This is a genomic window from Streptomyces sp. NPDC001292, assembly GCF_042896465.1.
In the GTDB taxonomy this organism is placed as follows: domain Bacteria; phylum Actinomycetota; class Actinomycetes; order Streptomycetales; family Streptomycetaceae; genus Streptomyces.
In genome coordinates this window covers 1-24547 of the sequence record NZ_JBIAXG010000063.1, presented here as the reverse complement: position 1 = coordinate 24547, position 24547 = coordinate 1, and the positions used below count along the sequence as shown (strand labels likewise).

Genomic DNA, 24547 nt, shown 5'->3' with positions numbered 1-24547 from the left:
CGAAGCTGCCGGTGGGGAGCGGGTTCGAGCCACAGCAGGCGGCGGGTTCGTCGGAGCCGGATCCGGCCGGTGCCGGGTCCCCGACTGCGGTGCCGAACATTCCGGTGGGCGGGTTCCCGTCGCCGGGAGCGCAGGCGGCGCGGCCGCAGGGGGAACAGGGTCCGGGTGCCGGGGCCGGTGACCTCGAGAGCGGTGCCACCATGAGGTTCTCCGCCGTCGCCGTACGGCGGGAGGTGGCGGAGAAGGCCGGCGAGCAGAGCGAGGCGCCCGACGCCGAGGAGCGGGAGGACGAGTCGGCCGCGGTGGCGGACACGGACTCCGAGGCCGGGGCCGGGACCACGGCTCAGGAGGCCGGCAAGGCGGACGACGAGGCCGACGAGTCCGGGGAGACCGCGCTGACCGACGTGGCCGACGTGGCCGGGCTTCGAGACGGCTCCGACGCAGCGGAGGATGCGGACGAGGAAGTCGGCTCCGCCGACGTGGACGCGACCCCGGCGGACTCCGCCGCCGAGGCGTCCGGTGACGCCGAGTCCGCCGAGGTGGAGGCCGAGGAGGACCAGGTCGCGGAGACGGCACCGGCCGAATCCACGGATGCCGAGGAGACGGAGGAGGCGGAGGTGGGTACCGCGGGTGCCCCGGATGCCTCGGAGTCCGACGCCGAGGCGGCGGACGACGCGCCCGAGGATTCCGCTGCCTCGGTCTCCCAGCCCGTCCCCACCGAACCCCAGGACGCCGCTCCACCCCAGGACGCCGCTCCCGAAGACTCCACGCCCGCCGCGGAACCGCGGGACGCTGCCCCGCAGGACTCGGAGCCGCAGGACGCGGTTCCGCAAGAGTCGGCACCGCAGGACGCGGTTCCGCAGGACGCGGTTGCTCAGGCCCCGGCGTCCCAGGACATGGCGTCCCAGGAAGTCGCCCCGGCCGCGGCTGCCGAGGCTTCGCAGGGCGCGCCCGCCGCCTGGGCTCCGCCGCCGGTCCCACAGGGTCCGGTACCGCCCCTGCCGCCGTCGTACCAGCCCGCGGCGCCCGCGTCGGCGGCCCAGTGGCCCAGCGAGCCGCGGCCGGCGGCTCCACAGGGGCAGCCGCACGAGCCGGCCCAGCAGCCGCCCTTCCAGCCACAGGCACCCCAGCCGGCCCCCGCTGCCTGGAACCCGCCTGCCGCGCCGACACCGCCGCACCCGGCGTCCGCTCCAGCGGTGCCCCAGCAGGGCTACGGCTTCCCCCAACCCGGCACACAGCAACCGCCTGCCCAGCCGCCGACCAGCCCCACCGCACCCCCGGCCAACCCCCAGGCCGGATACGGCTTCCCCCAACCCGACACGCCCGGGGCACAGCCCTCGCCGGCGGCCCAGCCGCCGACCAGCCCCACCGCACCCCCGGCCAACCCCCAGGCCGGATACGGCTTCCCCCAACCCGGCACACAGCAACCGCCTGCCCAGCAGTCGGCAACCGCCCCCACCGCACCCCCGGCCAACCCCCAAGCCGGATACGGCTTCCCCCAACCCGGCACCCGCGGGGCACAGCCCTCGCCGGCGGGCCGGCCGCCGGTTCCGGGCTCGGCGGCCGCTGAGCAGCCGAACGGCTACGGGTTCCCCCAGGCCCAGGCCGCCGCTCCTGGCGTCCCCAGCCCGCCTGCGCAGCCCGGCGGGTACGGCTTCCCGCAGCCGCCCGCGCGGCCCGACGGCGCTCAGCCGCAGCCGCCGGCTGCCCAGCAGCAGCCCGTCGATCCCCGTCTCGGAGCCAGTTGGCCGCAGCCGATACAGCACGACCAGCGGCAGCCGACCAACCCCGGTGCGGCGCCGCTCGGTTACACCGCGGCCGTGGAGCTGTCCTCCGACCGGCTCCTCAACAACAAGAAGCAGAAGGCCCGCAGCACACGGCCCGCCGGTCCCGGGCCGCGGTTCCGGATCGGCGGGAAGAAGGAGGAGGCCGAGCGGCAGCGGAAGCTGAACCTGATCCGTACGCCGGTGCTGTCCTGCTACCGCATCGCCGTCATCAGCCTCAAGGGCGGCGTCGGCAAGACGACCACGACCACCGCGCTCGGCTCCACGCTCGCCACCGAACGGCAGGACAAGATCCTCGCCATCGACGCCAACCCGGACGCCGGCACGCTCGGCCGCCGCGTGCGCCGGGAGACCGGGGCCACCATCCGTGACCTCGTCCAGGCGATCCCGTACATCAACTCCTACATGGACATCCGGCGGTTCACGTCCCAGGCGCCCTCGGGCCTCGAGATCATCGCCAACGACGTCGATCCGGCCGTGTCCACGACGTTCAACGACGAGGACTACCGCCGCGCGATCGACGTACTCGGCAAGCAGTACCCGATCATCCTCACCGACTCCGGTACCGGTCTGCTCTACAGCGCCATGCGCGGTGTGCTCGACCTCGCCGACCAGCTCATCATCATCTCCACGCCGTCCGTGGACGGTGCCAGCAGTGCCAGTACGACACTGGACTGGCTGTCGGCGCACGGGTACGCCGATCTCGTCGCCCGTTCCCTCACCGTGATCTCGGGGGTGCGCGAGACCGGCAAGATGATCAAGGTGGAGGACATCGTCGCGCACTTCGAGACCCGTTGCCGCGGTGTCGTCGTGGTGCCCTTCGACGAGCATCTGTCCGCCGGCGCCGAGGTCGACCTCGACATGATGCGGCCGAAGGTGCGGGAGGCGTACTTCAACCTCGCGGCGATGGTCGCGGAGGACTTCGTCCGGCACCAGCAGGCACACGGGCTGTGGACCTCCGACGGCAACCCGCCGCCGGTCGCGGCCCCGCCCATGCCGGGCCAGCCGCTTCCGGGCCAGCAGTACTCCGGGCAACCGATCCCCGGCCAGCCGATCCCCGGGCAACCGATCCCCGGCCAGGCGTACCCCGCACAGCCGGCCCCCAGCCGGCCGCTTCCAGGGCAGTACGCTCCCCAGCAGCAGCCCGGACAGGCCGGCCCTGGTCAGCCGTACCCGGGCCAGCCGCAGCCCTACCCCGGGCAGCCCGCCCAGCCGGGCCAGCCCGAGCAGTTCGCTCCCCCGCAGCAGCCGGGCCAGCCCGACCAGCCTTACCCCCAGCACCCCCAGGGACGGACCCCACCCCCTCCGCCGCCCCACCAGTAGCTCAGCCGCACCCCTCCAGGCCCGCGTCGTCTCCCACGGCGCGGGCCTTCGGGTGTTCGCAGACAGAACCGGTCGGATTCCGCCGCCACGCCCTCACCAGCGAGGCTTCAGTGGTCTCCACCAATGGGAGCAAGATCGCGTTCAAGTCGTTATTTCCGCAGGCCACATGGGGTTTGACATACCGTTGACGCGCGCAGACTGCCGCTGATAGACACTCACTTCATTCCGCCGGCGTCACCCGATCAAGCCCGTTCAAGCCCGCCCGGCAGGAGGCGCAAACCGTCTTCTGCGTGCGACGACGCGAGGTCACCGAGCCATGAAGACACATGATCAGCACGGCAGAGGACGTACCGGCCCCCGCCTGAAGGGCATACGGCTCCTGGCTGCGGGCGCCGCCGCCCTCGTCCTCACGGCCGGACTCGCGACCCCCCTCGCTCCGGCCGCGCCGCAGGCCCACGCCGCGGAGAGCGCGCAGGGCAAGAAGGGCGGCAAGAAGGTCCTCACGATCGCCGTCGCGCAGAGCGTCGACTCGCTCAGCCCCTTCCTCGCGGGACGACTGCTCAGCACGAGCGTCCACCGGCTGATGTACGAGTACCTGACCAACTACGACCCCAAGGACGCCCACGTCGTCCCGGCCCTGGCCACCAAGTGGGAGGCGTCGCCGGACAAGCTGACGTGGACGTACACGATCCGCTCCGACTCCAAGTGGTCGGACGGGCAGCAGGCCACCGCCGAGGACGCGGCGTGGACGCTCAACAAGATGATGACCGACGAGGGCGCTGCCACCGCCAACGGCAACTTCGTCACCAACTTCGCCGAGGTCACCGCGCCCAGCCCCACCCAGCTGGTGATCCGGCTGAAGAAGCCGCAGGCCACGATGACCGCGCTCGACGTGCCGATCGTGCCCAAGCACGTCTGGGAGAAGGTCACCGACTTCTCCAAGTTCAACAACGACAAGAATTTCCCGATCGTCGGGAACGGGCCGTTCGTCCTGACCGACTACAAGCCCGACAGCTACGTGCGGCTGGAGGCCAACAAGAACTTCTGGCGAGGCGCGCCGAAGTTCGACGAGCTGGTCTTCCGGTACTACAAGGACCAGGACGCCGCCGTCGCCGCGCTGCGCAAGGGCGAAGTCTCCTTCGTGGCCGGCTCGCCGGCCCTGACACCCGCTCAGGCCGCCTCGCTCAAGGGCGAGCAGAACATCCACGTCAACGAAGGCCCCGGCCGCCGCTTCTACGCCCTCGCCACCAACCCGGGCGCACAGGCCAGAAACGGCGAGAAGTTCGGTGACGGCCATCCTTCCCTGCTGGACGAGCGGGTGCGGCACGCGCTGTTCATGGCGGTGGACCGGCAGACCATCGTGGACAAGGTCTTCCAGGGCCACGCGGCGGAGGGCCAGGGCTACATCCCGCCGCGCTACGAGTCGTACTTCTGGAAGCCGTCGGCGGACCAGGAACTGGCGTACGATCCGGCGAAGGCCGCCCAGCTCCTCGACGAGGCGGGCTACAAGCAGAACGCGGACGGCAAGCGCGTCGGCAAGGACGGCAAGCCGCTGAACTACCGCGTGCTGTGCCACGCCACCGACCCCAACGACAAGGCGGTCGGCAAGTACCTCCAGGAGTGGTGGGGCAAGCTCGGCATCGGGGTCGAGCTCAACTGCCTGGACAACGTGACCGACCCATGGCTCGCGGGCAAGTACGACCTCGCCTTCGACGGCTGGTCGGTCAACCCGGACCCCGACTACGTGCTCTCCATCCACACCTGCGCCGCGCTCCCGGCGACCCCGAAGGACACCGGCGCCACCGACAACTTCATCTGCGACAAGAAGTACGACGAGCTGTACGCCCAGCAGTTGGCTGAGTACGACCCCGCCAAGCGGGCGGACCTGGTCAAGCAGATCGAGTCGCGGCTGTACGACCTCGGGTACATGAACGTCATGGCCTACCCGAACGCCGTCGAGGCCTACCGCACGGACCAGATCGAGTCGATCACCACCATGCCGGCCAAGGCGGGCAACATCTACGGACAGGACGGCTACTGGAGCTGGTGGTCGGCCGTTCCGGCGAACTCCGACGATTCCTCGGGCGGTTCCACGTCGACGGGCGTCATCATCGCGATCGTCGCGGGCGTCGTCGTCCTCGGCGGCCTCTCGGCTCTCTTCGCGGTGCGCCGCCGGGCAACGGCAGAAGACCGCGAATAGGCAGTGAGCGCACATGACCGCTGAAGCGACACCCGCGCTGGTAGAAGGGCCCGCCGCCGATCCGGGGAAGTCCGGGCCGGCGGCGGGCCGCGGCCCCCGGGCGCGGACCGGTACCGCCTATCTGCGGTACGCGGCGGGCAAGCTGGCCGGAGCGGCCGTGTCCCTGCTCGCCGTCCTCGTCACCAGTTTCTTCCTCTTCCGGCTGATCCCGGGCGACCCGGTGAAGTTCATGACCGCCGGCCGGCCCGTCTCCGCGCAGCAGCTCGCCGCCTACCGGCGGGAGTTCGGGCTCGACCTGCCGATGTGGCGGCAGTTCACGGACTACTGCGGCAAGGCGCTGACCGGGGACCTGGGGACCTCGTACCAGTTCCGCACACCGGTCATCGACAAGATCATCGAAGCGCTGCCGAACACGCTGCTGCTGACCGGTACGGCCTTCGTGCTCTACACCGCCCTCGGGATCCTTCTCGGCACCCGTTCCGCCTGGCGGCACGGCGGGCTCGGCGACCGCCTCAACACGGGTCTGGCGCTGACGCTCTACTCGATTCCCGCGTTCTGGCTGGGGCTGCTGCTGATCATCGTGCTCTCGGTCGGCGTGGGCCCCATCCCGGGTCTGTTCCCGACCGGAGGCATGGAGTCGGGCGGCAAGGAGGGCTTCGCGTACGCCGTCGACGTCGCCCACCACCTGGTGCTGCCGGTGGTGACGCTGGTCGCGGTCGAGTACGGGCAGACGTTGCTGGTCACGAGGTCGGCGCTGCTGGACGAGATGGGCAGCGACTATCTCACGACCGCGCGCGCCAAGGGCCTGCGCGACGACCTCGTACGCCGGCGGCACGCCGTGCCGAACGCACTGCTGCCGACCGTGACGCTGATCTTCGTCAATCTGGGGCGGACGGTCGCGGGAGTGATCCTCGTCGAGACCGTGTTCTCCTGGCCGGGCCTGGGCGGGCTGTTCTACCAGGCGCTGAGCGTGCCCGATCTGCCGCTGGTGCAGGGGCTGTTCTTCGTCTTCGCCGCGGCGGTGATCGTGATGAACACTCTTGCCGACGTCCTGTATCCGCTGCTCGACCCGAGGGTGGGCCGATGACCGCCGACACCACCACGACCACCGGTCCGAGCCAGGCATCCGACCCCGGCCCCGGCCCCCGCGCGCTCGCCCGGCAGCGTCGCCGGGCCTCGGCCGCGCGCTTCTGGAGGCAGTACCGGACGCACCGGGCGGGCCTGGTGGGGCTCGCCGCCCTCGTGCTGTGCGCGCTGGTCGCGCTGACCGCGCCGCTGACCGTCGGGGCGGACGTGCAGAGCGTGACGGACGCGCCCGGCAGGCCGCTGGAGAGTCCGAGCGCCCACTTCCCGCTGGGCACCGACCAGTTCGGGAGGAACCTGCTGGGCCTGGTGATCTGGGGCTCGCGCGTCTCGCTGCTGGTCGGGCTGCTCGCCGCCGTGCTGTCGGTGGCCATCGGCGCGGTCATCGGCATCACCGCCGGGCACTTCCGCGGCTGGTACGCCACCGTGATGATGCGGATCACCGACTGGTTCCTGGTGATGCCGACGCTGGTGCTCGCCATCGCGCTGGCCACCGTCATGTCCCGCTCGCTGGGCACGATCGTCCTGGCGATCGGCGTCACCACCTGGCCGACCACCGCCCGTCTGGTGCGGGCGCAGACGCTGGCGGTGGAGTCACGGCCGTACATCGAGCGGGCCAAGGCGCTCGGCGGCGGCCACTGGCACGTGATGTCCCGGCACGTGCTGCCCAACGTCATGCCGCTGGTGCTCGCCCAGACCACCCTGATCATCTCCTCGGCGATCCTGGCGGAGGCGACGCTCGCCTTCCTCGGGCTCGGCGACCCGACGGTCGTCTCCTGGGGCGGGCTGCTCCAGGACGCGCGCGAGGCCGGCGCGGTCAGCTCCGGCGACTGGTGGTACCTGGTGCCGCCGGGCATCGCCATCGCGGTCGTCGCGCTGGCGTTCACCCTGTGCGGGCGGGCCGTCGAGTCCGTTCTCAACCCCAGGCTGGGGGTGTCCCGTTGAGCCTGCTGCAGGTGCGCGGCCTGGAAGTGACGTACCCGTCGGGAGCGGCCGCGGTGCGCGGTGTGGACCTCACGCTCGACTCCGGCGAGAAGCTCGGCATCGCGGGCGAGTCCGGCTGCGGCAAGTCCACGCTGGCGCTGGCGCTGCTGCGACTGCTGCCGGCCGGGACCCGGGTCGGCGGCGAGATCCTGCTCGACGGCGAGGACGTGCTGGCCATGAAGTGGGGCCGGGTGCGGGCGGTGCGCTGGGCGGGGGCGTCGATCGTCTTCCAGGGCGCGATGCACTCGCTCAACGCCGTGCACCGCGTCGGCGACCAGATCGCCGAGCCGATCCTGCTGCACCGCAAGGCGACGGCGGCGGGCGCGCGGAAGAAGACCGGTGAGCTGCTGGAGCAGGTGGGGCTGCCGGCCGCGCGGGCCGGCGCCTACCCCCACGAGCTGTCCGGCGGCCAGCGGCAACGCGTCATGATCGCGATGGCGCTGGCCTGCGACCCGCGTCTGATCATCGCCGACGAGCCCACCACCGCGCTCGACGTGATGATCCAGGCGCAGATCCTGCGCCTGATCGAAGGGCTCGTGAGCGAGCAGGACCTGGGCCTGCTCATGATCAGCCACGACCTCGCCGTGCTGGCCGACACCTGCGACCGGCTGGCGGTCATGTACGCGGGCCGCGTGGTGGAGGAAGGCCCGGCCCGGCAGGTCTACGAGGACGCCCGGCATCCCTACGGCAAGGCCCTGTCGGACGCGTTCCCGCGGATCGGCGACCCGGCGTCCCGCTTCGCTCCCCGCGGCCTGGCGGGCGATCCCCCGGACCCGTCCGCCGTCCCCTCCGGCTGCGCCTTCCACCCCCGCTGCCCGGTCGCCCTCGACCTGTGTGGCACCCAGGACCAGTTCCTGAGGGAGGCGGGTCCGCGCCGACGGGCGGCCTGCGTCCACGTGGACCCGCGGGCGGGGGCGGGGTGGCCGGCAGGGGAGACGACGGAGGACGACGTGAGGAGCAGCACGCCATGACCACATCCGCGCTGCTGAGCGTCGAGGGGCTGCGGGTCGTGTTCCCGGGTCGGCACGGTGGGCCCGTGGCCCGGGCCGTGGACGGGGTCGACCTCGACATCCGGCGCGGCGAGATCGTGGCGCTGGTCGGCGAGTCGGGCTGCGGCAAGACGACCCTGGCCCGCTCGCTGCTCGGTCTGGTGCCGCCGACCGCGGGCCGCGTCACGTTCGACGGTGCCCCGCTCGACTACTCCTCGCGCGCGCTGAAGGCGTATCGCAAGCGGGCCCAACTGGTGCTCCAGGACCCGAGCGGCTCGCTCAACCCGCGGCACACGGTGTACGACGCCGTGGCCGAGGGGCTGCGCGTCCACGGGTACCGCGGGGACGAGCGGGCGGCGGTCGCGGGGGCCCTGGCGCGGGCGGGGCTGCGGCCGCCCGAGCGCTTCTTCCTGCGCTACCCGCACGAGCTGTCCGGCGGTCAGCGCCAGCGCGTGGTCATCGCGGGCGCCCTGGTACTCGAGCCCGAACTCGTCGTCGCCGACGAGCCGGTGGCCTCCCTGGACGCCTCGGTGCGCGGCGAGATCCTCGCCCTGCTGCTGCGGCTGCGCGCCGAACTCGGCCTGTCCGCGCTGGTGGTGACGCACGATCTCGGGCTGGCCTGGAACATCGCCGACCGGGTCGCGGTGATGTACCTCGGCCGGATCGTGGAGACCGGCGAGGTGGAGCAGGTCCTGACCGCCCCACGGCACCCGTACACCCAGGCCCTGCTGTCCGTCCTGCCCGAGGCGCCCGGAGACCCGGTCGTCCTGTCGGGCGAGCCCCCGGACCCGTCCCGGATCCCCTCCGGCTGCCGCTTCCACGTCCGCTGCCAGGTCCTGGCGAGCGAGGAGGCCGAACGGGCGGGCGTCGCGCAGGCGTGCCGCGGCAGGGACCTGGAGATCCTGGGCGGGGGCGGGGAGGCACAGGTGGCGTGCCACTGGGCACGTGCCGTGGCCGGGGAAGAGGCAGGGGCGCAGGCGGGGGCGTAGGCGGAGGCCGGACGCCGGACGCCGGGGGAGGCTGCCGGACGCAGAGCGGGCTGAGGTCCGGCTACGCCGTCTTCGCGTCCGCCGCGACGATCCGCCGGCACTTCTCGACGTCCTCGGCCATCGTCTCCAGGAGCGCCTCCAGCGAGTCGAACTTGGCCTGGCCGCGGACGAAGTCCAGGAAGTCGACGCCGACGTGCAGGCCGTACAGGTCGAGGCCCACCCGGTCGATGGCGTACGCCTCCACCGTGCGTTCGGTGCCGTCGAACTGCGGGTTCGTGCCCACGGAGATCGCGGCGGGCATGGCCTCGCCCTGGGCGTGCAGATAACCGGCGTAGACTCCGTCGGCGGGGATCGCGGTGTGCGGGAGAGTCTCGACGTTGGCCGTGGGGAAGCCCATCTCGCGGCCGCGCTGGGCGCCGCGGACCACGACGCCCTCGACCCGGTGCGGGCGGCCCAGGATCTCCCGGGCGCCCTGGACGTCGCCCTCGGCGACCAGGCGCCGGGTCAGGGTCGAGGAGAACGGCTCGCCGCCGCCCGCCTCTCCGGTGACGTACAGGTCGACGACCTCGACCTCGAAGTCGTAGGTCTTGCCCTGTTCGGCCAGGAAGTCGACGTTGCCGGCGGCCTTGTGCCCGAAGCGGAAGTTGGGGCCCTCGACGACCGCTTTGGCGTGCAGCTTGTCGACCAGCACCTTGACGACGAAGTCGGCCGGGGACAGCTTCGAGAACTCCGCGGTGAAGGGCAGCACGAGGACCGCGTCCACGCCCAGCCCTGCCATCAGTTCGGCACGGCGGTGGTGCGGGGCGAGCAGCGGCGGGTGGCTGCCGGGGCGCACGACCTCGCTGGGGTGCGGGTCGAAGGTGACGACGACGACCGGGACGCCCAGGTCGCGGCCGCGGGCCACGGCGTGCTCGATGATCAGCTGGTGTCCGCGGTGGACTCCGTCGTAGGAGCCGATGGTGACGACGCTGCGCCCCCAGTCCTGGGGGATGTCCTCCAAGCCACGCCAGCGCTGCACTGTGACCGCTCCTCGTCGAACCCGTGTCCGTGTTGCCTTGGTTGTCTTGCTGCCTTGTCCGCAGGTCTAAGGGTGCCATGCCCGGCGGTCGCCGCCTGCATCGGCCTGGGGAGCTGTGATCGGGCGCACGTCGTCGGGCATGGACACGGGTACGTCGGCGGCAGGGACGGGTCGTCGTCACGCGGGGACGGGTACGCCCGCCATGTTCTCGATCGTCCGGCGGGCGCTGGGACCCACCACCGCGGCCCAGTCCCGTGAGGCGTCGGTCAGCCAGCCGGCGACGCGCCGGGGCGGGATCCCTGTGGTCCATGCGCCTGTGTGGATTCATGGAGGCCCCACCCCGCCATGCTCGAACCTCCCCGCCGTACCGCCGTGCCCTGCCCTCGACGGTAGGCGGCAGATGATCAGCGGGACAGGCCGTGCGGCGAACGCGCCCCCTGCACTCCCCCGGTTCACTCCGAGCGCCCGTACGGCCGGGTGAATGGGCGCGTGCCGCTGGACAAAGCTCATGGGTGGGGGAACCGAGGGGGGACGGGACCGTGGAGCGGCGGCTGTGGAACACCCCGTGTTCGCCGCTCCACGGGCACCGTCGCGCGCGGTCAGCCGAAGACGGCCAGGCTCTTGGCCTTGCCCCGCTGCTCCTCCACAAGCGCGAGAAGGCTGCCGTCGGGGCCGTACACGGCCACGGCACCGGCGCCCGCGTACTCGTCGGGCATCTCCAGCCGCACGCCGTTGGTGAGCAGCCGGGCACGCCGGGCGTCGACGTCCCAGCGAGGGAACGCCGCCGCGGCCGCCTCGGCGATCGGCATCACGGTCAGCTCCTGCTGGAGCTGGTCCAGCGTCCTGGCGGAGTCCAGCTTGTACGGGCCGACCCGGGTGCGGCGCAGCGCGGTGAGGTGGCCGCCGACGCCGAGGTCGGCGCCCAGATCGCGGGCGAGGGCGCGGATGTAGGTGCCGGAGGAGCAGACCACGGACACCACCAGGTCGAGCACGGGGGTGCCGTCGTCGGCGACGGCGTCGCGGACGTCGTGGACGGTGAACGAGGAGACCGTCACCGGCCGCGCCGGGATCTCGAACTCCTCGCCCTCCCGGGCCCGCTTGTACGACCGCACACCGTTGATCTTGATGGCGCTGACCCTGGACGGCACCTGCATGATGTCGCCGGTCAGCTTGGCGACGGCGGCGTCGACGGCGGCGCGGGTGACCTTGGAGGCGTCCGTGGCGGACGTGACCGCGCCCTCGGCGTCGTCGGTGATCGTGTCCTGGCCGAGCCGGACGGTGCCGAGGTACTCCTTCTCTGTCAGCGCGAGATGGCCGAGGAGCTTGGTGGCCTTCTCCACGCCGAGCACGAGCACACCGGTCGCCATGGGGTCGAGGGTGCCCGCGTGGCCGACCCGGCGGGTCTTGGCGATGCCGCGCATCTTGGCCACGACGTCGTGCGAAGTGAAGCCCGACGGCTTGTCGACGATGACGAGGCCGTCGGGCGGGGTGGGCTTGCTGGTCATGCGGTGGTGTCGTCCGTCCCGTCGTCGGACCCCGGCTTCTTGTACGGGTCGGCCTCACCGGCGTACGACGCACCGGCGGACGTCTCGCGCACCTTCGCGTCGGAGGCGCGGGCCTTGTCGAGGAGGTCCTCGATGGTCCGGGCGGTGTCCGGCAGGGCGTCCGCGACGAAGGCGAGGGTCGGGGTGAACTTCACTCCGGCCGCCCGGCCGACCTCGGAGCGCAGGATGCCCTTGGCGCTCTCCAGGCCGGCGGCCGCGGCCTTCCGGTCCTCGTCGTCCCCGTAGACGGTGTAGAAGACGGTCGCCTCCCGCAGGTCACCCGTGACCCGGGTGTCCGTGATGGTGACGTGCGAGCCGAGCCGCGGGTCCTTGATCCCGCGCTGCAGCTTCTGGGCCACCACCTCTCGGATGAGGTCCGCCAGCCTTTTCGCCCGCGCGTTGTCGGCCACTGGTCCGTCTCCCGTTCTTTCTTCTTCTTCTGCTGCTTCTGCTTCTGCTTCTGCTTCTGCTTCTGCTTCTGCGGTGTGGATGGTTCGGTGTGGTGCGGTCTAGTCGTCCTCGCCGTGGAAGCGGCGCCTGACGGACAGCAGCTCCACCTCGGGTCGGCCGGCGACCAGCCGTTCGCACCGGTCCAGCACGTCGGTCAGGTGCGTCGCGTCGCCGGAGACCGCGGCGAGACCGATGACGGCCCGCCGGTGGAGATTCGCGTGGTCCACCTCCGCCGCGCTCACCGCGTACTTGCGCTGGAGCTCGGCCACGATCGGGCGGACGACGGAACGCTTCTCCTTCAGCGAGTGGACGTCGCCGAGGAGCAGGTCGAAGGACAGAGTCCCCACGTACATGTGTGTGCCCGGGTTGCCCGCCGGTACGGGGTCGATGGTCCTGCCCTCTCGATGGGCAGGGACATCAAGAACGGTACCGCGAACCGTGCCGCCGACTCGACGGGGTTTCCCGCTGCCCAGGTGGGACGGGGTTTCCCGCTGCCCCGGTCATGGCCCGTGGGGGCCCGGAGCCGGAGCCCCGCGGCCCCGGACACGGCCGTGCCGGCCGACGGGAGCTGGTCCCGCCGGCCGGCACGGGGTGTCTGCGGCGTTACGCCCGCGGCTTCTCGCGGAGTTCGTACGTCGCGATGACGTCGTCGACCTTGATGTCGTTGAAGTTTCCGAGGTTGATACCACCCTCGTAGCCTTCGCGGATCTCGGTGACGTCGTCCTTGAACCGACGCAGACCCTCGATGGTGAGGTTCTCCGCGATGACCTTGCCGTCGCGGAGGAGGCGCGCCTTGCTGTTGCGCTTGACCTCGCCGGAGCGGATGAGCACACCCGCGATGTTGCCCAGCTTGGACGAACGGAAGACCTCGCGGATCTCCGCCGTGCCGAGCTCGACCTCTTCGTACTCCGGCTTGAGCATGCCCTTGAGGGCCGCCTCGATCTCCTCGATCGCCTGGTAGATGACCGAGTAGTACCGGACGTCCACGCCCTCGCGCTCGGCCATCTGCGCGGCACGCCCGGCGGCGCGCACGTTGTAGCCGATCACGATGGCGTCGGAGCCCATGGCCAGGTCGATGTCCGACTCCGTGACCGCACCCACACCGCGGTGCAGGACGCGGATGTCGACCTCTTCGCCGACGTCGAGCTGGAGCAGCGAGGACTCGAGGGCCTCGACCGCACCGGACGCGTCGCCCTTGATGATGAGGTTGAGCTGCTGCACCTCGCCGGCCTTGAGCACCTTGTCCAGGTCCTCGAGCGACACGCGGCGGACGCGCTTGGCGAACGCGGCGTTGCGCTCACGGGCGGCGCGCTTCTCCGCGATCTGACGGGCCGTGCGGTCCTCGTCCACCACGATGAAGTTGTCGCCGGCACCCGGGACGTTGGTCAGACCCAGGACCTGCACCGGCGTCGACGGGCCTGCCTCGGCCACGTTGTTGCCGTTGTCGTCGAGCATCGCCCGGACGCGGCCGTACGCGTCGCCGACCACCATGGTGTCGCCGACCCGCAGCGTGCCTCGCTGGACGAGCACGGTCGCCACGGCACCACGGCCGCGGTCGAGGCGGGACTCGATCGCGATGCCCTGCGCGTCCTGCTTCGGGTTGGCCCGCAGGTCGAGCGAGGCGTCGGCGGTCAGGACGACCGCTTCCAGCAGCGAGTCGATGTGCAGACCCTGCTTGGCGGAGATGTCGACGAACATCGTGTCGCCGCCGTACTCCTCGGCCACCAGGCCGTACTCGGTCAGCTGACCGCGCACCTTGGTCGGGTCGGCGCCCTCGACGTCGATCTTGTTGACCGCGACCACGATCGGGACGTCGGCCGCCTTGGCGTGGTTGAGCGCCTCGACCGTCTGCGGCATGACGCCGTCGTTGGCCGCGACGACCAGGATCGCGATGTCGGTCGACTTCGCACCACGGGCACGCATGGCGGTGAACGCCTCGTGACCCGGGGTGTCGATGAAGGTGATCCGGCGGTCCTCGTCGTTGACCTCGGTCGTGACCTGGTAGGCACCGATGTGCTGGGTGATGCCACCGGCCTCGCCCGCGACGACGTTCGTCTTGCGGATGGCGTCGAGCAGGCGGGTCTTGCCGTGGTCGACGTGACCCATGACGGTGACGACCGGCGGGCGGACCACCAGGTCCTCCTCGCCGCCCTCGTCCTCGCCGAACTCGAGGTCGAAGGACTCGAGCAGCTCGCGGTCCTCCTCCTCGGGGCTGACGATCTGAACCTGGTAGTTCATCTCGTCGGCGAGGAGCTGGAGCGTCTCGTCGGACACGGACTGCGTGGCCGTGACCATCTCGCCCAGGTTCATCATGACCGCGACGAGGGACGCCGGGTTGGCGTTGATCTTCTCCGCGAAGTCCGTGAGCGACGCGCCACGGGAGAGCCGAATGGTCTCGCCGTTGCCGCGCGGCAGCATCACGCCGCCGACGGACGGGGCCTGCATGGCCTCGTACTCCTGACGGCGCTGCCGCTTCGACTTGCGGCCACGGCGCGCGGGACCACCGGGACGGCCGAAGGCGCCCTGCGTGCCACCACGGCCACCGGGACCACCCGGACGGCCGCCGAAGCCGGGACGGCCACCGCCGCCACCGCCGAAGCCGCCACCGCCGGGACGGCCGGCGAAGCCGCCGCCACCACCACCGGGACGACCGGCACCGCCGCCCGGACGGCCGGCGAAGCCGCCGCCGCCGGGACGGCCACCGCCGCCGGGGCGACCGGCTCCGGCCGGGCCGCGACCGCCGCCGGGGCCGGGACGCGGGCCGGCAGCGGGACGCTGCGGCATCATGCCGGGGTTCGGGCGCGGACCGCCCGGACCGGGACGCGGACCACCCTGCGGACGGGGCATCGAGCCCGGGGTCGGGCGCGGACCGCCCGGAGCCTGCGGACGCGGACCGCCGCCCTGGGCACCGGGGCCCTGCGGACGGGGACCGGCGCCGGGAGCACCGTGGCCGCCGGGCCGCGGGCCCTGCGGACGCGGCGCCTGCGGGCGCGCCATGCCGGTGGAGCCACCGGAGGTGAAGGGGTTGTTGCCCGGACGCGGACCGGCCGGACGGGCGCCCGGACGCGGACCCTGGCCACCGGGGCGTGCGCCACCCTGGCCCGGACGCGGACCCTGGCCCTGGCCGGGACGGGCACCGGGCTTGGGCGCGCCGGGACGGGCGCCGGGCTTGGGCGCGGCCGGCGACGGGGCCGACGGCGGAGCGGTGAACTCCGGCGTGGTGGGCGCTGCCGGAGCCGGACGCGGCGCGGGCTTGGGACCCGGCACCGGACGCGGGCCGGGGGTCGGCGCGGACGCCGACGGGGCCGCGGGCTGCTGCGCCGGGGAGGGCTTGGGTGCGGCCGGCGGCTTGGGCGCGGCCGGACGCTCCCCCGCTGCCTTGACGGCACGGGAGCTGCCCCCGGCCTGCGCCGGCGAGGGCGCGGCGGGCCTGGGGGCGGCCTTCCTCGGGGCACCCGGCTTCGCGGCGGACCTGCCGCTGCCGTTGCCCTGCTGGAAGGCGTCAGTCAGTTTGCGTACTACGGGCGCCTCGATCGTCGAGGACGCCGATCGGACGAATTCACCGAGTTCCTGGAGCTTGGCCATGACGACCTTGCTCTCCACACCGAACTCCTTGGCGAGTTCGTAGACCCGGACCTTAGCCACTTCGCTCCTTTGAGGTCCGGGTTGCGGCCGGACCGTCGCTAGTTCATGGGCGTACTCATCGCGTACTCATCGAGTGCTCATCGCAATCTCGACCTGCTTTCGACTCGCGAGGTACCAGGCCGCACGGGGGGTTCCGTACGGCACGTCTTGCCTTGCCGTGTTGCCTCAGCAACCTTGTGCCTGCTCGACGTACCGGCGCAACGCCATTACGTCGAGCGGTCCCGGGACGCGGAGCGCCCGCGGAAACGCCCGGCGGCGCACCGCCTGGTCGAGACAGACCGGGGCGGGGTGTACATAGGCACCCCGGCCGGGCAGCGTACCGCGAGGATCGGGGACGCACTCGCCCTCGACCGCCACGGTCCGCAACAGTTCGATCTTGGCCGCTCGCTCCCGGCATCCCACACAGGTACGTTCAGGGCATGCTCGGGCACGCGTCCGGCCAGACACAGCTAAGTCTACCTCCCCGCACCGACCTCACCCCTGCGGGGCAAAAATCGAACGGCTGTTGTCGTATTCCGAGCGACCTGCGGCTCGGATCTATTCCCCACGTACGGGTGAACTCCCCCGCGGTTCTGCCCGGACGCCTTGGCCGCCTACTCGGACGCCTGCTCGGTGTCCGGGCGAATGTCGATCCGCCAGCCGGTGAGCCGGGCCGCCAGCCGGGCGTTCTGGCCCTCCTTGCCGATCGCCAGCGACAACTGGTAGTCCGGCACGGTGACGCGGGCCGACCGGGAGGCCAGGTCCACGACCTCCACCTTGGAGACGCGGGCCGGCGACAGCGCGTTCGCCACCATCTCGGCCGGGTCGTCCGACCAGTCGACGATGTCGATCTTCTCGCCGTTCAGCTCGCCCATCACGTTGCGCACCCGGCCGCCCATGGGGCCGATGCAGGCGCCCTTGGCGTTCAGGCCCGAACGGGTGGACCGTACGGCGATCTTGGTGCGGTGACCGGCCTCACGGGCGATCGCGGCGATCTCCACGGAGCCGTCGGCGATCTCCGGAACCTCCAGGGCGAAGAGCTTCTTCACCAGGTTCGGGTGCGTACGGGACAGGGTCACCGACGGACCGCGGACGCCCTTGGCGACCCGGACGACGTACGACCGCAGCCTCATGCCGTGCGCGTAGGTCTCCCCCGGGACCTGCTCCTGCACCGGCAGGATGGCCTCCAGCTTGCCGATGTCGACGAGCACGTTCTTCGGGTCGCGGCCCTGCTGGACGACCCCGGTGACGATGTCGCCCTCGCGGCCGGCGTACTCACCGAGCGTCGCGTCGTCCTCGGCATCGCGCAGCCGCTGGAGGATGACCTGCTTGGCAGTGGTGGCGGCGATACGGCCGAAGCCGGACGGGGTGTCGTCGAACTCGCGGGGCTCCTGGCCCTCCTCAAGGTCCTGTGGGTCCTCCTTCGCCCACACGGTCACATGCCCGGTCTCCCGGTCGAGCTCCACGCGCGCGTGGCGGCGGCTTCCCTCGGTGCGGTGGTAGGCGATGAGGAGGGCCGACTCGATCGCCTCGACCAGCAGGTCGAAGGAGATCTCCTTCTCCCGTACCAAGCCCCGCAGGGCACTCATGTCGATGTCCACGGCTACGCCTCCTCTTCCTTCTGGTCCTTGCGGTTGAACTCGACCTGCACACGGGCCTTGACGACGTCGTGGAAGCCGAGTCTGCGGGTCGTGGGCCTGCGCCCCTTCACCCCGGGCACTTCGAGGTCGAGGCCTTCTTCGTCGACCTCGAGGATCCTGGCCACCAGCTCGCCGCCGTCGGCCAGCTGGAACTTCGCCAGCCGGCCCGTGGCGCGCACGTAGTGCCGGTGTTCCCTGAGGAGGCGCTCCGCGCCCGGGGTGCCGACCTCGAGGGTGTACTCGCCCTCGCCCATCGCGTCCGTCTCGTCGAGCCTCGCCGAGAGCGCACGGCTCACATCGGCGATCCGGTCCAGATCGGCCCCGGTGTCGGAGTCGACGACGACGCGCAGCACACGCTTGCGTCCTACGGAGTCCACGGCGATCTCTTCGAGATCCAGGCCCTGGGAGGTGACGAGCGGTTCCAGCAGTTCCCGCAGCCTCTCGCTCTGGGTGGTGCTCATCCGGGTGACTCCTCGGCCGCGTGTGCTGTTGTGGGGTGGTCGCGTGTCTGGTCAAAGGGTATCCGGTCGGAAGGGGTGTTGACGTCCACCTGGGCAAGGGCGGTGCCGCTGAGTGGTGCGTGCGCGGGGCGCGGGTACCGTGATCACGGGCGAGCCGCCCCTCCACTTCGTTCGTACGCACCCGAGGACGTCTGCCGTGCCGTTCCCCTCACCTCCGCGCGCCCTGGCGGGCCCGCGCAGAAGGAGCCTGCTCGCCTCGGCCGCGGGGGCCGCCCTGCTCGTGGGCTGCTCCACCGGCTCCGACGACTCCGGCCGCACGGACAGGGTCCCGTCGCCCGACGATCGGGTACGCGCGCGTGCGGCACGCGACAGCGAAGAGCTGGCGCGGCGGTACGACGCGGTGATGGCCGCGCATCCGGCGCTGGCGGAGCGGCTGCGGCCGCTGCGCGCGCAGGTCGCGGCGCACGCGGAGGCGTTCGGCGGCACCGCGAAGGCGTCGCCCGGCGTCACGGCCTCGACCGCGCCGCCGGTGGCCTCGACCGCGCCGCCGGCGGCCTCGGCCACGCCCGAGGGCTCCGGCTCGCCCGAGGACTCGAGGGCGCCGGCGGGAGCCGAGGCCTCTGGCTCTCCCGCCGTCCGGGAGACCGCGAAGTCCGCCCTGGCCGGGCTCGCCTCCGCCGAGCGTTCCCTGTCCGACCGGCGCACCGCGGCCCTGGTCCAGGTGCCCGGCGAACTGGCCCGCCTGCTGGCCTCGGTGGCGGCGGCCGGGGCCGCCCACGCGTATCTCCTCACGGAAGGTGACAAGTGAGCCAGGTGACGGATCGTCGGCGGCTGGAGGCCCTCCAGGCGGCGCTCGCCGCAGAGCACGCGGCCGTGTACGGGTACGGCGTCGTCGGGGGCCGGATCGGCGAGGGCCGGCGGGCCGAGGCGCGGTCGGCGTACGACGCCCATCGGGCGCACCGGGACGCCCTGGTGCGCGAGGTGCGGGACCTGGGCGGGCAGCCGGTGGCCGCGGCGGCCGCGTACGCGCTGCCGTTCCCGGTGCCGGACTCCGCGGCGGCGGTGCGGTTCGCCGCCGAGCTGGAGGAACGCGTGGCCGGGGTGTACTCCGACCTGGTCCGGGCGAGCGCGGGCGCGCGGCGGCGGGAGGCCGCCGGGGCGCTGCGCGAGGCGGCGGTCCGGGCGGTGCGCTGGCGCGGGGAGAGCGTAGCCTTCCCTGGTCTCGCCGAACGGGCCGGTGCGGCGGGCACGCCCACGGTTTCGACGGCACCGACGCCATAGGGGGTACGAATCCCACGGACGGGCACGGACGGGAGGAGCGGGACGGCACAGGAAGCGCCCACGGCGCACGGCGACAGCGGAAAACGCGTCCAGGAAGTCCAGGAAGGAACGACTCGCGCATGGCTTTCGAACCGCCGCGGCGTCTGGCGCGGGCGCTGGGTGAGACCGCACCGGACGGGGACGACTGGCTGGAGAAGCTGCCCGAACTCGCGCGGCAGGCGGTGGCGCTGCGCGAGCTGACCGTCGAAAGGGTGCAGATGCCCGGCGGGCGCAGCAGCCTCGTCGTGCTGGTGCGGACGGCGGACGGGACGCCGGCCGTGCTCAAACTGGCCCCGGCCCGGGCCCGTCCGGAAAGCGAGCGGGCCGCGCTCGCGCACTGGGGCGGGCGCGGCGCCGTACAGCTGCTGGAGGACGGTCCGGTCGGTCCGGTCCCGGTCGAGGGCGTGCTGCTGCTGGAGCGACTGCATCCGGACGTGTCGGTGCGGTCGTTGCCGGAGGCGAGGGCGCTGCTGGAGGCGGCGGGCACGCTGCTGCGGCTGTGGGTCGAACCGCCCGCCGGGCATTCCTTCGAGACGGTCGAGGATCGGACCGGGCGGCAGGCCGAGGCGATGCGGGCGGGCGCGGAGACCGACGCGGAGGTGGCGCCGCTGGTCGAGGCGGCGCTCACGGCCCGCGCGGAACTGCTGGCCGCGCCGCCCGAGCGGCGGCTGCTGCACGGCACGTTCCGGCAGAGCAAGGTGCTCGCCGGGGACCGGATGCCGTGGCTGGCCGTGGGCCCGGACCCTGTGGTCGGCGAGGCCGCCTTCGACCTGGCGCGGCTGGTCCGCGACCGGGTGGAGGACCTGATCGCCGCACCGTCCGGCGCCGCCACCACCCGGCGCCGCATCAAGCGGCTCGCTGACTCCCTGGAGGTCGACCGGGACCGCCTGCGCGGCTGGACGCTCTTCCGAGCCGTGGAATCCGGCGTACGCGCCCGCCGCGTCGGCCGCCCGAAGGACGCAGAACTCCTCCTGGAATTCGCCACCTGGCTCTGACCCGCAGACGCGAAGCCGACCACCGCATCCGCATCATGAACCGCCGCCCGGCCGGCGGTTCATGATGCGGATGCGGGGCCCGGCGCGTCCTGCCTCGCCTTGCGGCTGGACGTGCCTGGCCCCGCTTGCCCACGTGCGGACGGTGACCGTCGATCCTCCGTGCCCCGTTCCGCCGGGCTGGCCTATGCCGTGAGGCGGGTGACGGCTTCCTCGATGGGGAGTTCCTCGCGCTCGCCGGTGCGGCGGTCCTTCAGTTCGACCACGCCCTCGGCCGCGCGGCGGCCGACGACCAGGATCTGCGGGACGCCGATGAGCTCGGAGTCGGTGAACTTCACGCCCGGGGAGACGCCGGCCCGGTCGTCGACCAGGACGCGGACGCCTGCCGCGGCCAGCTTCTGGGACACCTCCAGGGCCACCTCGGTCTGCAGGGCCTTGCCGGCGGCGACCACGTGCACGTCGGCCGGGGCGACCTCCTTGGACCAGACGAGACCCTTGTCGTCGGCGTGCTGCTCGGCGAGGGCCGCGACCGCGCGGGAGACGCCGATGCCGTAGGAGCCCATGGTGACGCGGACCGGCTTGCCGTTCTGGCCGAGCACGTCGAGCTTGAGGGCGTCGGTGTACTTGCGGCCGAGCTGGAAGATGTGGCCGATCTCGATGGCCCGGTCCAGCTTGAGGCCGGTACCGCACTTCGGGCAGGGGTCGCCGTCCTGCACGACCACGACGTCGACGTACTCGTCGACCTCGAAGTCGCGGCCGGCGACGACGTTCTTCGCGTGCGTGTGCTCCTTGTTGGCGCCGGTGATCCAGCCCGTGCCGGGCGCCACGCGCGGGTCGGCGATGTACTTCACCTTGTCCAGGCCCTGCGGACCGACGTACCCGCGGACCAGGTCCGGGCGGCCCACGAAGTCCTCGGCGGTGACCAGCTCGACGGCTGCCGGGGCGAAGTGCGCCTCGACCTTGCCCAGGTCCACCTCGCGGTCGCCGGGGACACCGACGGCGACGATCTCCCCGTCGACCTTGACGAGCAGGTTCTTCAGCGTGGCGGAGGCCGGCACACCGAGGGAGGCGGCGAGGGTCTCGATGGTCGGGGTGTCCGGGGTGGGGATCTCCTCGGCCGCGGGCACGGCGGAGCCGTCCACCGGCACCAGCTCGTACGTGATCGCCTCGGTGTTGGCGGCGAAGTCGCAGTTCGGGCAGTCGGCGAAGGTGTCCTCGCCGGCGGCGGCCGGGGCGAGGAACTCCTCGGACTTGGAGCCGCCCATCGCACCCGCGGTCGCGGCGCAGATCCGGTAGTCCAGGCCCAGGCGGTCGAAGATCCGCTGGTAGGCCTGGCGGTGCAGGGCGTAGGACTCGGCGAGGCCCTCGTCGGCGAGGTCGAAGGAGTACGAGTCCTTCATCAGGAACTCGCGCCCGCGCAGGATGCCCGCGCGGGGCCGCGCCTCGTCCCGGAACTTGGTCTGGATCTGGTAGAGGATGACCGGCAGGTCCTTGTAGGAGGTCGCCTGGTCCTTCACCAGCAGGGTGAAGATCTCCTCGTGGGTCGGCCCGAGGAGGTAGTCGCCGCCCTTGCGGTCCTTCAGGCGGAACAGCTCGGCGCCGTACTCGTCCCAGCGGCCGGTCGCCTCGTACGGCTCGCGGGGCAGCAGCGCGGGCAGCAGCACCTCCTGGGCGCCGATGGCGTCCATCTCCTCGCGGACGATCCGCTCCACGTTGGCGAGGACCTTCTTGCCCAGGGGCAGCCAGGTCCAGATCCCGGCGGCGGTGCGCCGCACGTAACCCGCGCGGACCAGCAGCTTGTGGCTCAGGACCTCGGCGTCCGCCGGGTCGTCGCGCAGCGTCTTCGCCAACAACTGGGACATGCGCTGGACCGATGCGTTCGCCATGGTTCTCGTACTCCTGCCGATGGTGGCCCCCCGCTCGGCGAGCCGAGAGTGGGGGAAGCTGATGGCTAGGAGGTTAGCCGGGCTTGCCGCGCCGGTGGAAATCGGTTAAAGCCGACCATGCGCCGTGCCCGGACGGCGGCGCAGCGGCAGCGGGGCGCCCATCACGGCGTACGGTTTCGGAGCGCTGGGGAAGAACACCTGGCGGGCGAGGTCCTCGTAGCCCAGGGAGTGGTAGAGACCGCGGGCCGGGCTGTCGGTGTCGATCGCGGAGAGGATCGAGCGGGGCTCGCTCGCGCCGTCGGTGATGGTGGTGATCAGCGCCCGTCCGATGCCGCGGTTCTGGTGGCTCGGGTGGACGTGCAGTTCGGTGATCACGAAGGAGTCGTCGAGCCAGTCGTCGTGGCCGCGGGCGCGCAGGTAGGGCTCGACGACGGTGGACCACCAGTGGGTGCGGTCGTTGGGCATGCCGTAGACGAATCCGACCAGCCGGCCGTCGACCGTGGTGGCGCCGAGCGCGCGGGCCCCCCGGCAGGTCATGTGGCGCAGCACGATCTGCCGGCGTACGGCCACCTCGTCGGCGCCAAGACCGAAGGCGACGGCCTGCACGGCGAGCGCCTCGTCGACGTGGGCCACCAGGTCGAGGGGGCCGATCACGACGTCGTCGCTGCGGCGGTGTCCGTGATCGGGGAAGTGCGCCATGCCGGGAGACTACAGGGCGTGCACGTGCCTCTGAACAGCGCAGTGAGGCGCAGGTCAGAACAGAACGCTCATGAACGCGCCGACCTCGCGGAAGCCCGCCTTCAGGTAGGTCCGCCTGGCCGCGGTGTTGAAGTCGTTCACGTACAGACTGACCACCGGGGCCACGTCGGCCAGCGCGTACCGCAGGACCGCCGCCATGCCGGGGACCGCAAGACCGCGGCCGCGGTACTCGGGGGCCACCCACACGCCCTGGATCTGGCAGGCCTCGGTGGTCGCGGCGCCGATCTCGGCCTTGAACATCACCTTGCCGTGCTCGTCGAGGCGGGCGAAGGAGCGGCCGGAGCCCACGAGTTCGGCGACCCGGGCCTGGTAGAGCAGGCCGCCGTCCCCGGCGAGCGGGGAGACGCCGACCTCCTCGGTGAACATCGCCACGCAGGCCGGCATGATCGTCTCCATCTCGTCCTTGCGGATGCGGCGGACGTAGGGATCGGGGGCGATGCCGGCAGGCATGCGGTCGGTGACCATGAGCGGCTGGTGGGCGCGGATCTCGCGGGCCGGACCCCAGCCGGGTTCCAGGAGCCGCCACAACTGGGCGGTGGGTTCGGCCGGTCCGACGATGGAGGAGCAGCGGCGGCCGGCCCGGCGGGCACGGTCCGCGAAGGCCCGGACGGCCCTGGGGGTGGCACAGATCGGGACGAGGTTGGCCCCTGCATAGCACAGGGACCTCAATATGCCGTCCTCGTACCAGCCCCACATCTCTCCGCCGAGCCGCCACGGGTCCAGTCCGGCGACCTGTACGCGGGAGGTCACGAAGGCGTTCACGACCGGCTCGCGGCCGAGGACCGCGAGCGCGGCGTCGAGGTCGCTCGGTCCGAGGACCGTGGTGGTCGTCTGGGTCAACACGTCGGCGGGGCCTCACCATGAGGATCTACTGGTTCCCGCACTGTACCTGGCAGCGACGGGGGACGCCGCCCGACGTTGAATGCCGCTCGGCGCCGCCCCCTGCCACTGGGAACAGCCGCCTCCAACGCGGACCGGTCCTCCTTGACACGGGTCACCAACTGGGTGCGGTTGACAAAGCGCAGCGCGATCACCAGCAGCACCAGCAGCGGGCCGAGCTGGAACTCCCGCCATGCGAAGCCGTACCACTTCGTCGTCCAGCCCTGCGGCAGCCGGCTGGTGAACCAGCGGGTGCCCAGGGAGTCGACGAGCGGGACGCCGATGACTCCGGCGAGTTGGAGGAAGAAGAACCCGAAGACGACGGCGATCCAGGTGCCGGGGCGGATCCGGCGCCACCAGGAGGGCGCGGCCGGGTCCGGACCGGCCTCCGCCGCGGGGGTCTGGACGAGGTCGGCCGTCAGCCCTTGCCGTGAGGCCGAGTCCCGGCAGGGCCACGCGGTGGGGGCGGCGCGGGCGGGCGCCGCCCGAGGGTCAGCCGCTGACCGAGATCTCCGGCTCGCCGGAGACGACGCCGTCCTGCTCCATCTGCTCGGCGAGCTTCATCGCCTCCTCGATCAGGGTCTCCACGATCTTCGACTCCGGGACGGTCTTGATGACCTGC

General features: G+C 72.3%; 20 protein-coding genes and 1 pseudogene. 9 read left to right on the top strand and 12 right to left on the bottom strand.

Going from position 1 to position 24547, the window contains the following annotated elements:
* The first annotated feature begins 200 nt into the window (after window positions 1-200).
* From ACFY4A_RS38265 to ACFY4A_RS38240, 6 genes are all read left to right on the top strand, one after another.
* Window positions 201-3107, top strand: coding sequence for an AAA family ATPase (locus tag ACFY4A_RS38265; protein WP_390833947.1), 2907 nt, complete (start codon window positions 201-203; stop codon window positions 3105-3107).
* A gap of 316 nt (window positions 3108-3423) precedes the next feature.
* Window positions 3424-5307: an ABC transporter substrate-binding protein gene (locus ACFY4A_RS38260; RefSeq protein ID WP_390833937.1), complete on the top strand. Its 1884-nt coding sequence runs from the start codon at window positions 3424-3426 to the stop codon at window positions 5305-5307.
* 13 nt (window positions 5308-5320) lie between these two features.
* Window positions 5321-6394: an ABC transporter permease gene (locus ACFY4A_RS38255; protein ID WP_390833936.1), complete on the top strand. Its 1074-nt coding sequence runs from the start codon at window positions 5321-5323 to the stop codon at window positions 6392-6394.
* Complete coding sequence (locus ACFY4A_RS38250) at window positions 6391-7335, top strand: ABC transporter permease (RefSeq protein WP_390833935.1); 945 nt, start codon at window positions 6391-6393, stop codon at window positions 7333-7335. The genes ACFY4A_RS38255 and ACFY4A_RS38250 overlap by 4 nt, the downstream gene beginning before the upstream one ends.
* The gene (locus ACFY4A_RS38245; protein WP_390833934.1) at window positions 7332-8345 is read left to right on the top strand and encodes an ABC transporter ATP-binding protein; all 1014 of its coding nucleotides are present in this window, start codon (window positions 7332-7334) and stop codon (window positions 8343-8345) included. Before ACFY4A_RS38250 ends, ACFY4A_RS38245 begins: the two co-directional genes overlap by 4 nt.
* Window positions 8342-9352 carry an ABC transporter ATP-binding protein gene (locus ACFY4A_RS38240; RefSeq protein ID WP_390833933.1) on the top strand — a complete coding sequence of 337 codons (1011 nt, stop codon included), beginning with the start codon at window positions 8342-8344 and terminating at the stop codon, window positions 9350-9352. The genes ACFY4A_RS38245 and ACFY4A_RS38240 overlap by 4 nt, the downstream gene beginning before the upstream one ends.
* A 61-nt stretch (window positions 9353-9413) precedes the next feature.
* On the opposite strand, the gene ACFY4A_RS38235 is transcribed toward ACFY4A_RS38240, so the two are convergent.
* The 8 genes from ACFY4A_RS38235 to rimP form a co-directional block, all read right to left on the bottom strand.
* Window positions 9414-10370, bottom strand: a complete 957-nt coding sequence (locus ACFY4A_RS38235) for a bifunctional riboflavin kinase/FAD synthetase (protein ID WP_390833932.1) — start codon at window positions 10368-10370, stop codon at window positions 9414-9416.
* Window positions 10371-10969: 599 nt separating this feature from the next.
* Window positions 10970-11875 carry a tRNA pseudouridine(55) synthase TruB gene (gene truB / locus ACFY4A_RS38230; RefSeq protein WP_390833931.1) on the bottom strand — a complete coding sequence of 302 codons (906 nt, stop codon included), beginning with the start codon at window positions 11873-11875 and terminating at the stop codon, window positions 10970-10972.
* Window positions 11872-12324: a 30S ribosome-binding factor RbfA gene (gene rbfA, locus ACFY4A_RS38225; protein ID WP_390833929.1), complete on the bottom strand. Its 453-nt coding sequence runs from the start codon at window positions 12322-12324 to the stop codon at window positions 11872-11874. Before rbfA ends, truB begins: the two co-directional genes overlap by 4 nt.
* Before the next feature lie 99 nt (window positions 12325-12423).
* Window positions 12424-12717: a DUF503 domain-containing protein gene (locus ACFY4A_RS38220; RefSeq protein WP_361422168.1), complete on the bottom strand. Its 294-nt coding sequence runs from the start codon at window positions 12715-12717 to the stop codon at window positions 12424-12426.
* Between the two features lie 250 nt (window positions 12718-12967).
* Window positions 12968-16009, bottom strand: coding sequence for a translation initiation factor IF-2 (infB, locus tag ACFY4A_RS38215; protein WP_390833928.1), 3042 nt, complete (start codon window positions 16007-16009; stop codon window positions 12968-12970).
* Window positions 16010-16174: 165 nt separating this feature from the next.
* Window positions 16175-16456, bottom strand: a complete 282-nt coding sequence (locus ACFY4A_RS38210) for a YlxR family protein (RefSeq protein WP_390833927.1) — start codon at window positions 16454-16456, stop codon at window positions 16175-16177.
* Between the two features lie 146 nt (window positions 16457-16602).
* Complete coding sequence (gene nusA / locus ACFY4A_RS38205) at window positions 16603-17589, bottom strand: transcription termination factor NusA (protein ID WP_390833926.1); 987 nt, start codon at window positions 17587-17589, stop codon at window positions 16603-16605.
* 2 nt (window positions 17590-17591) lie between these two features.
* Window positions 17592-18089, bottom strand: coding sequence for a ribosome maturation factor RimP (gene rimP / locus ACFY4A_RS38200; RefSeq protein ID WP_390833925.1), 498 nt, complete (start codon window positions 18087-18089; stop codon window positions 17592-17594).
* 196 nt (window positions 18090-18285) lie between these two features.
* Here rimP and ACFY4A_RS38195 point away from each other — a divergent pair, with 196 nt between their 5' ends.
* From ACFY4A_RS38195 to ACFY4A_RS38185, 3 genes are all read left to right on the top strand, one after another.
* Window positions 18286-18897: a hypothetical protein gene (locus ACFY4A_RS38195; protein ID WP_390833924.1), complete on the top strand. Its 612-nt coding sequence runs from the start codon at window positions 18286-18288 to the stop codon at window positions 18895-18897.
* Window positions 18894-19370 carry a ferritin-like domain-containing protein gene (locus ACFY4A_RS38190; RefSeq protein ID WP_390833923.1) on the top strand — a complete coding sequence of 159 codons (477 nt, stop codon included), beginning with the start codon at window positions 18894-18896 and terminating at the stop codon, window positions 19368-19370. The genes ACFY4A_RS38195 and ACFY4A_RS38190 overlap by 4 nt, the downstream gene beginning before the upstream one ends.
* 119 nt (window positions 19371-19489) lie before the next feature.
* Window positions 19490-20404, top strand: a complete 915-nt coding sequence (locus ACFY4A_RS38185; RefSeq protein WP_390833922.1) for an aminoglycoside phosphotransferase family protein — start codon at window positions 19490-19492, stop codon at window positions 20402-20404.
* Window positions 20405-20586: 182 nt separating this feature from the next.
* On the opposite strand, the gene ACFY4A_RS38180 is transcribed toward ACFY4A_RS38185, so the two are convergent.
* From ACFY4A_RS38180 to ACFY4A_RS38165, 4 genes and pseudogenes are all read right to left on the bottom strand, one after another.
* A complete protein-coding gene (locus tag ACFY4A_RS38180) occupies window positions 20587-22287 on the bottom strand; it encodes a proline--tRNA ligase (protein WP_390833921.1) in 1701 nt (566 codons plus the stop codon).
* A gap of 105 nt (window positions 22288-22392) precedes the next feature.
* Window positions 22393-22986: a GNAT family N-acetyltransferase gene (locus ACFY4A_RS38175; protein WP_390833920.1), complete on the bottom strand. Its 594-nt coding sequence runs from the start codon at window positions 22984-22986 to the stop codon at window positions 22393-22395.
* Window positions 22987-23040: 54 nt separating this feature from the next.
* Complete coding sequence (locus tag ACFY4A_RS38170) at window positions 23041-23889, bottom strand: GNAT family N-acetyltransferase (RefSeq protein ID WP_390833919.1); 849 nt, start codon at window positions 23887-23889, stop codon at window positions 23041-23043.
* Window positions 23890-24417: 528 nt separating this feature from the next.
* Window positions 24418-24547, bottom strand: a pseudogene (locus ACFY4A_RS38165) (4-hydroxy-3-methylbut-2-en-1-yl diphosphate synthase); the annotation flags it as partial.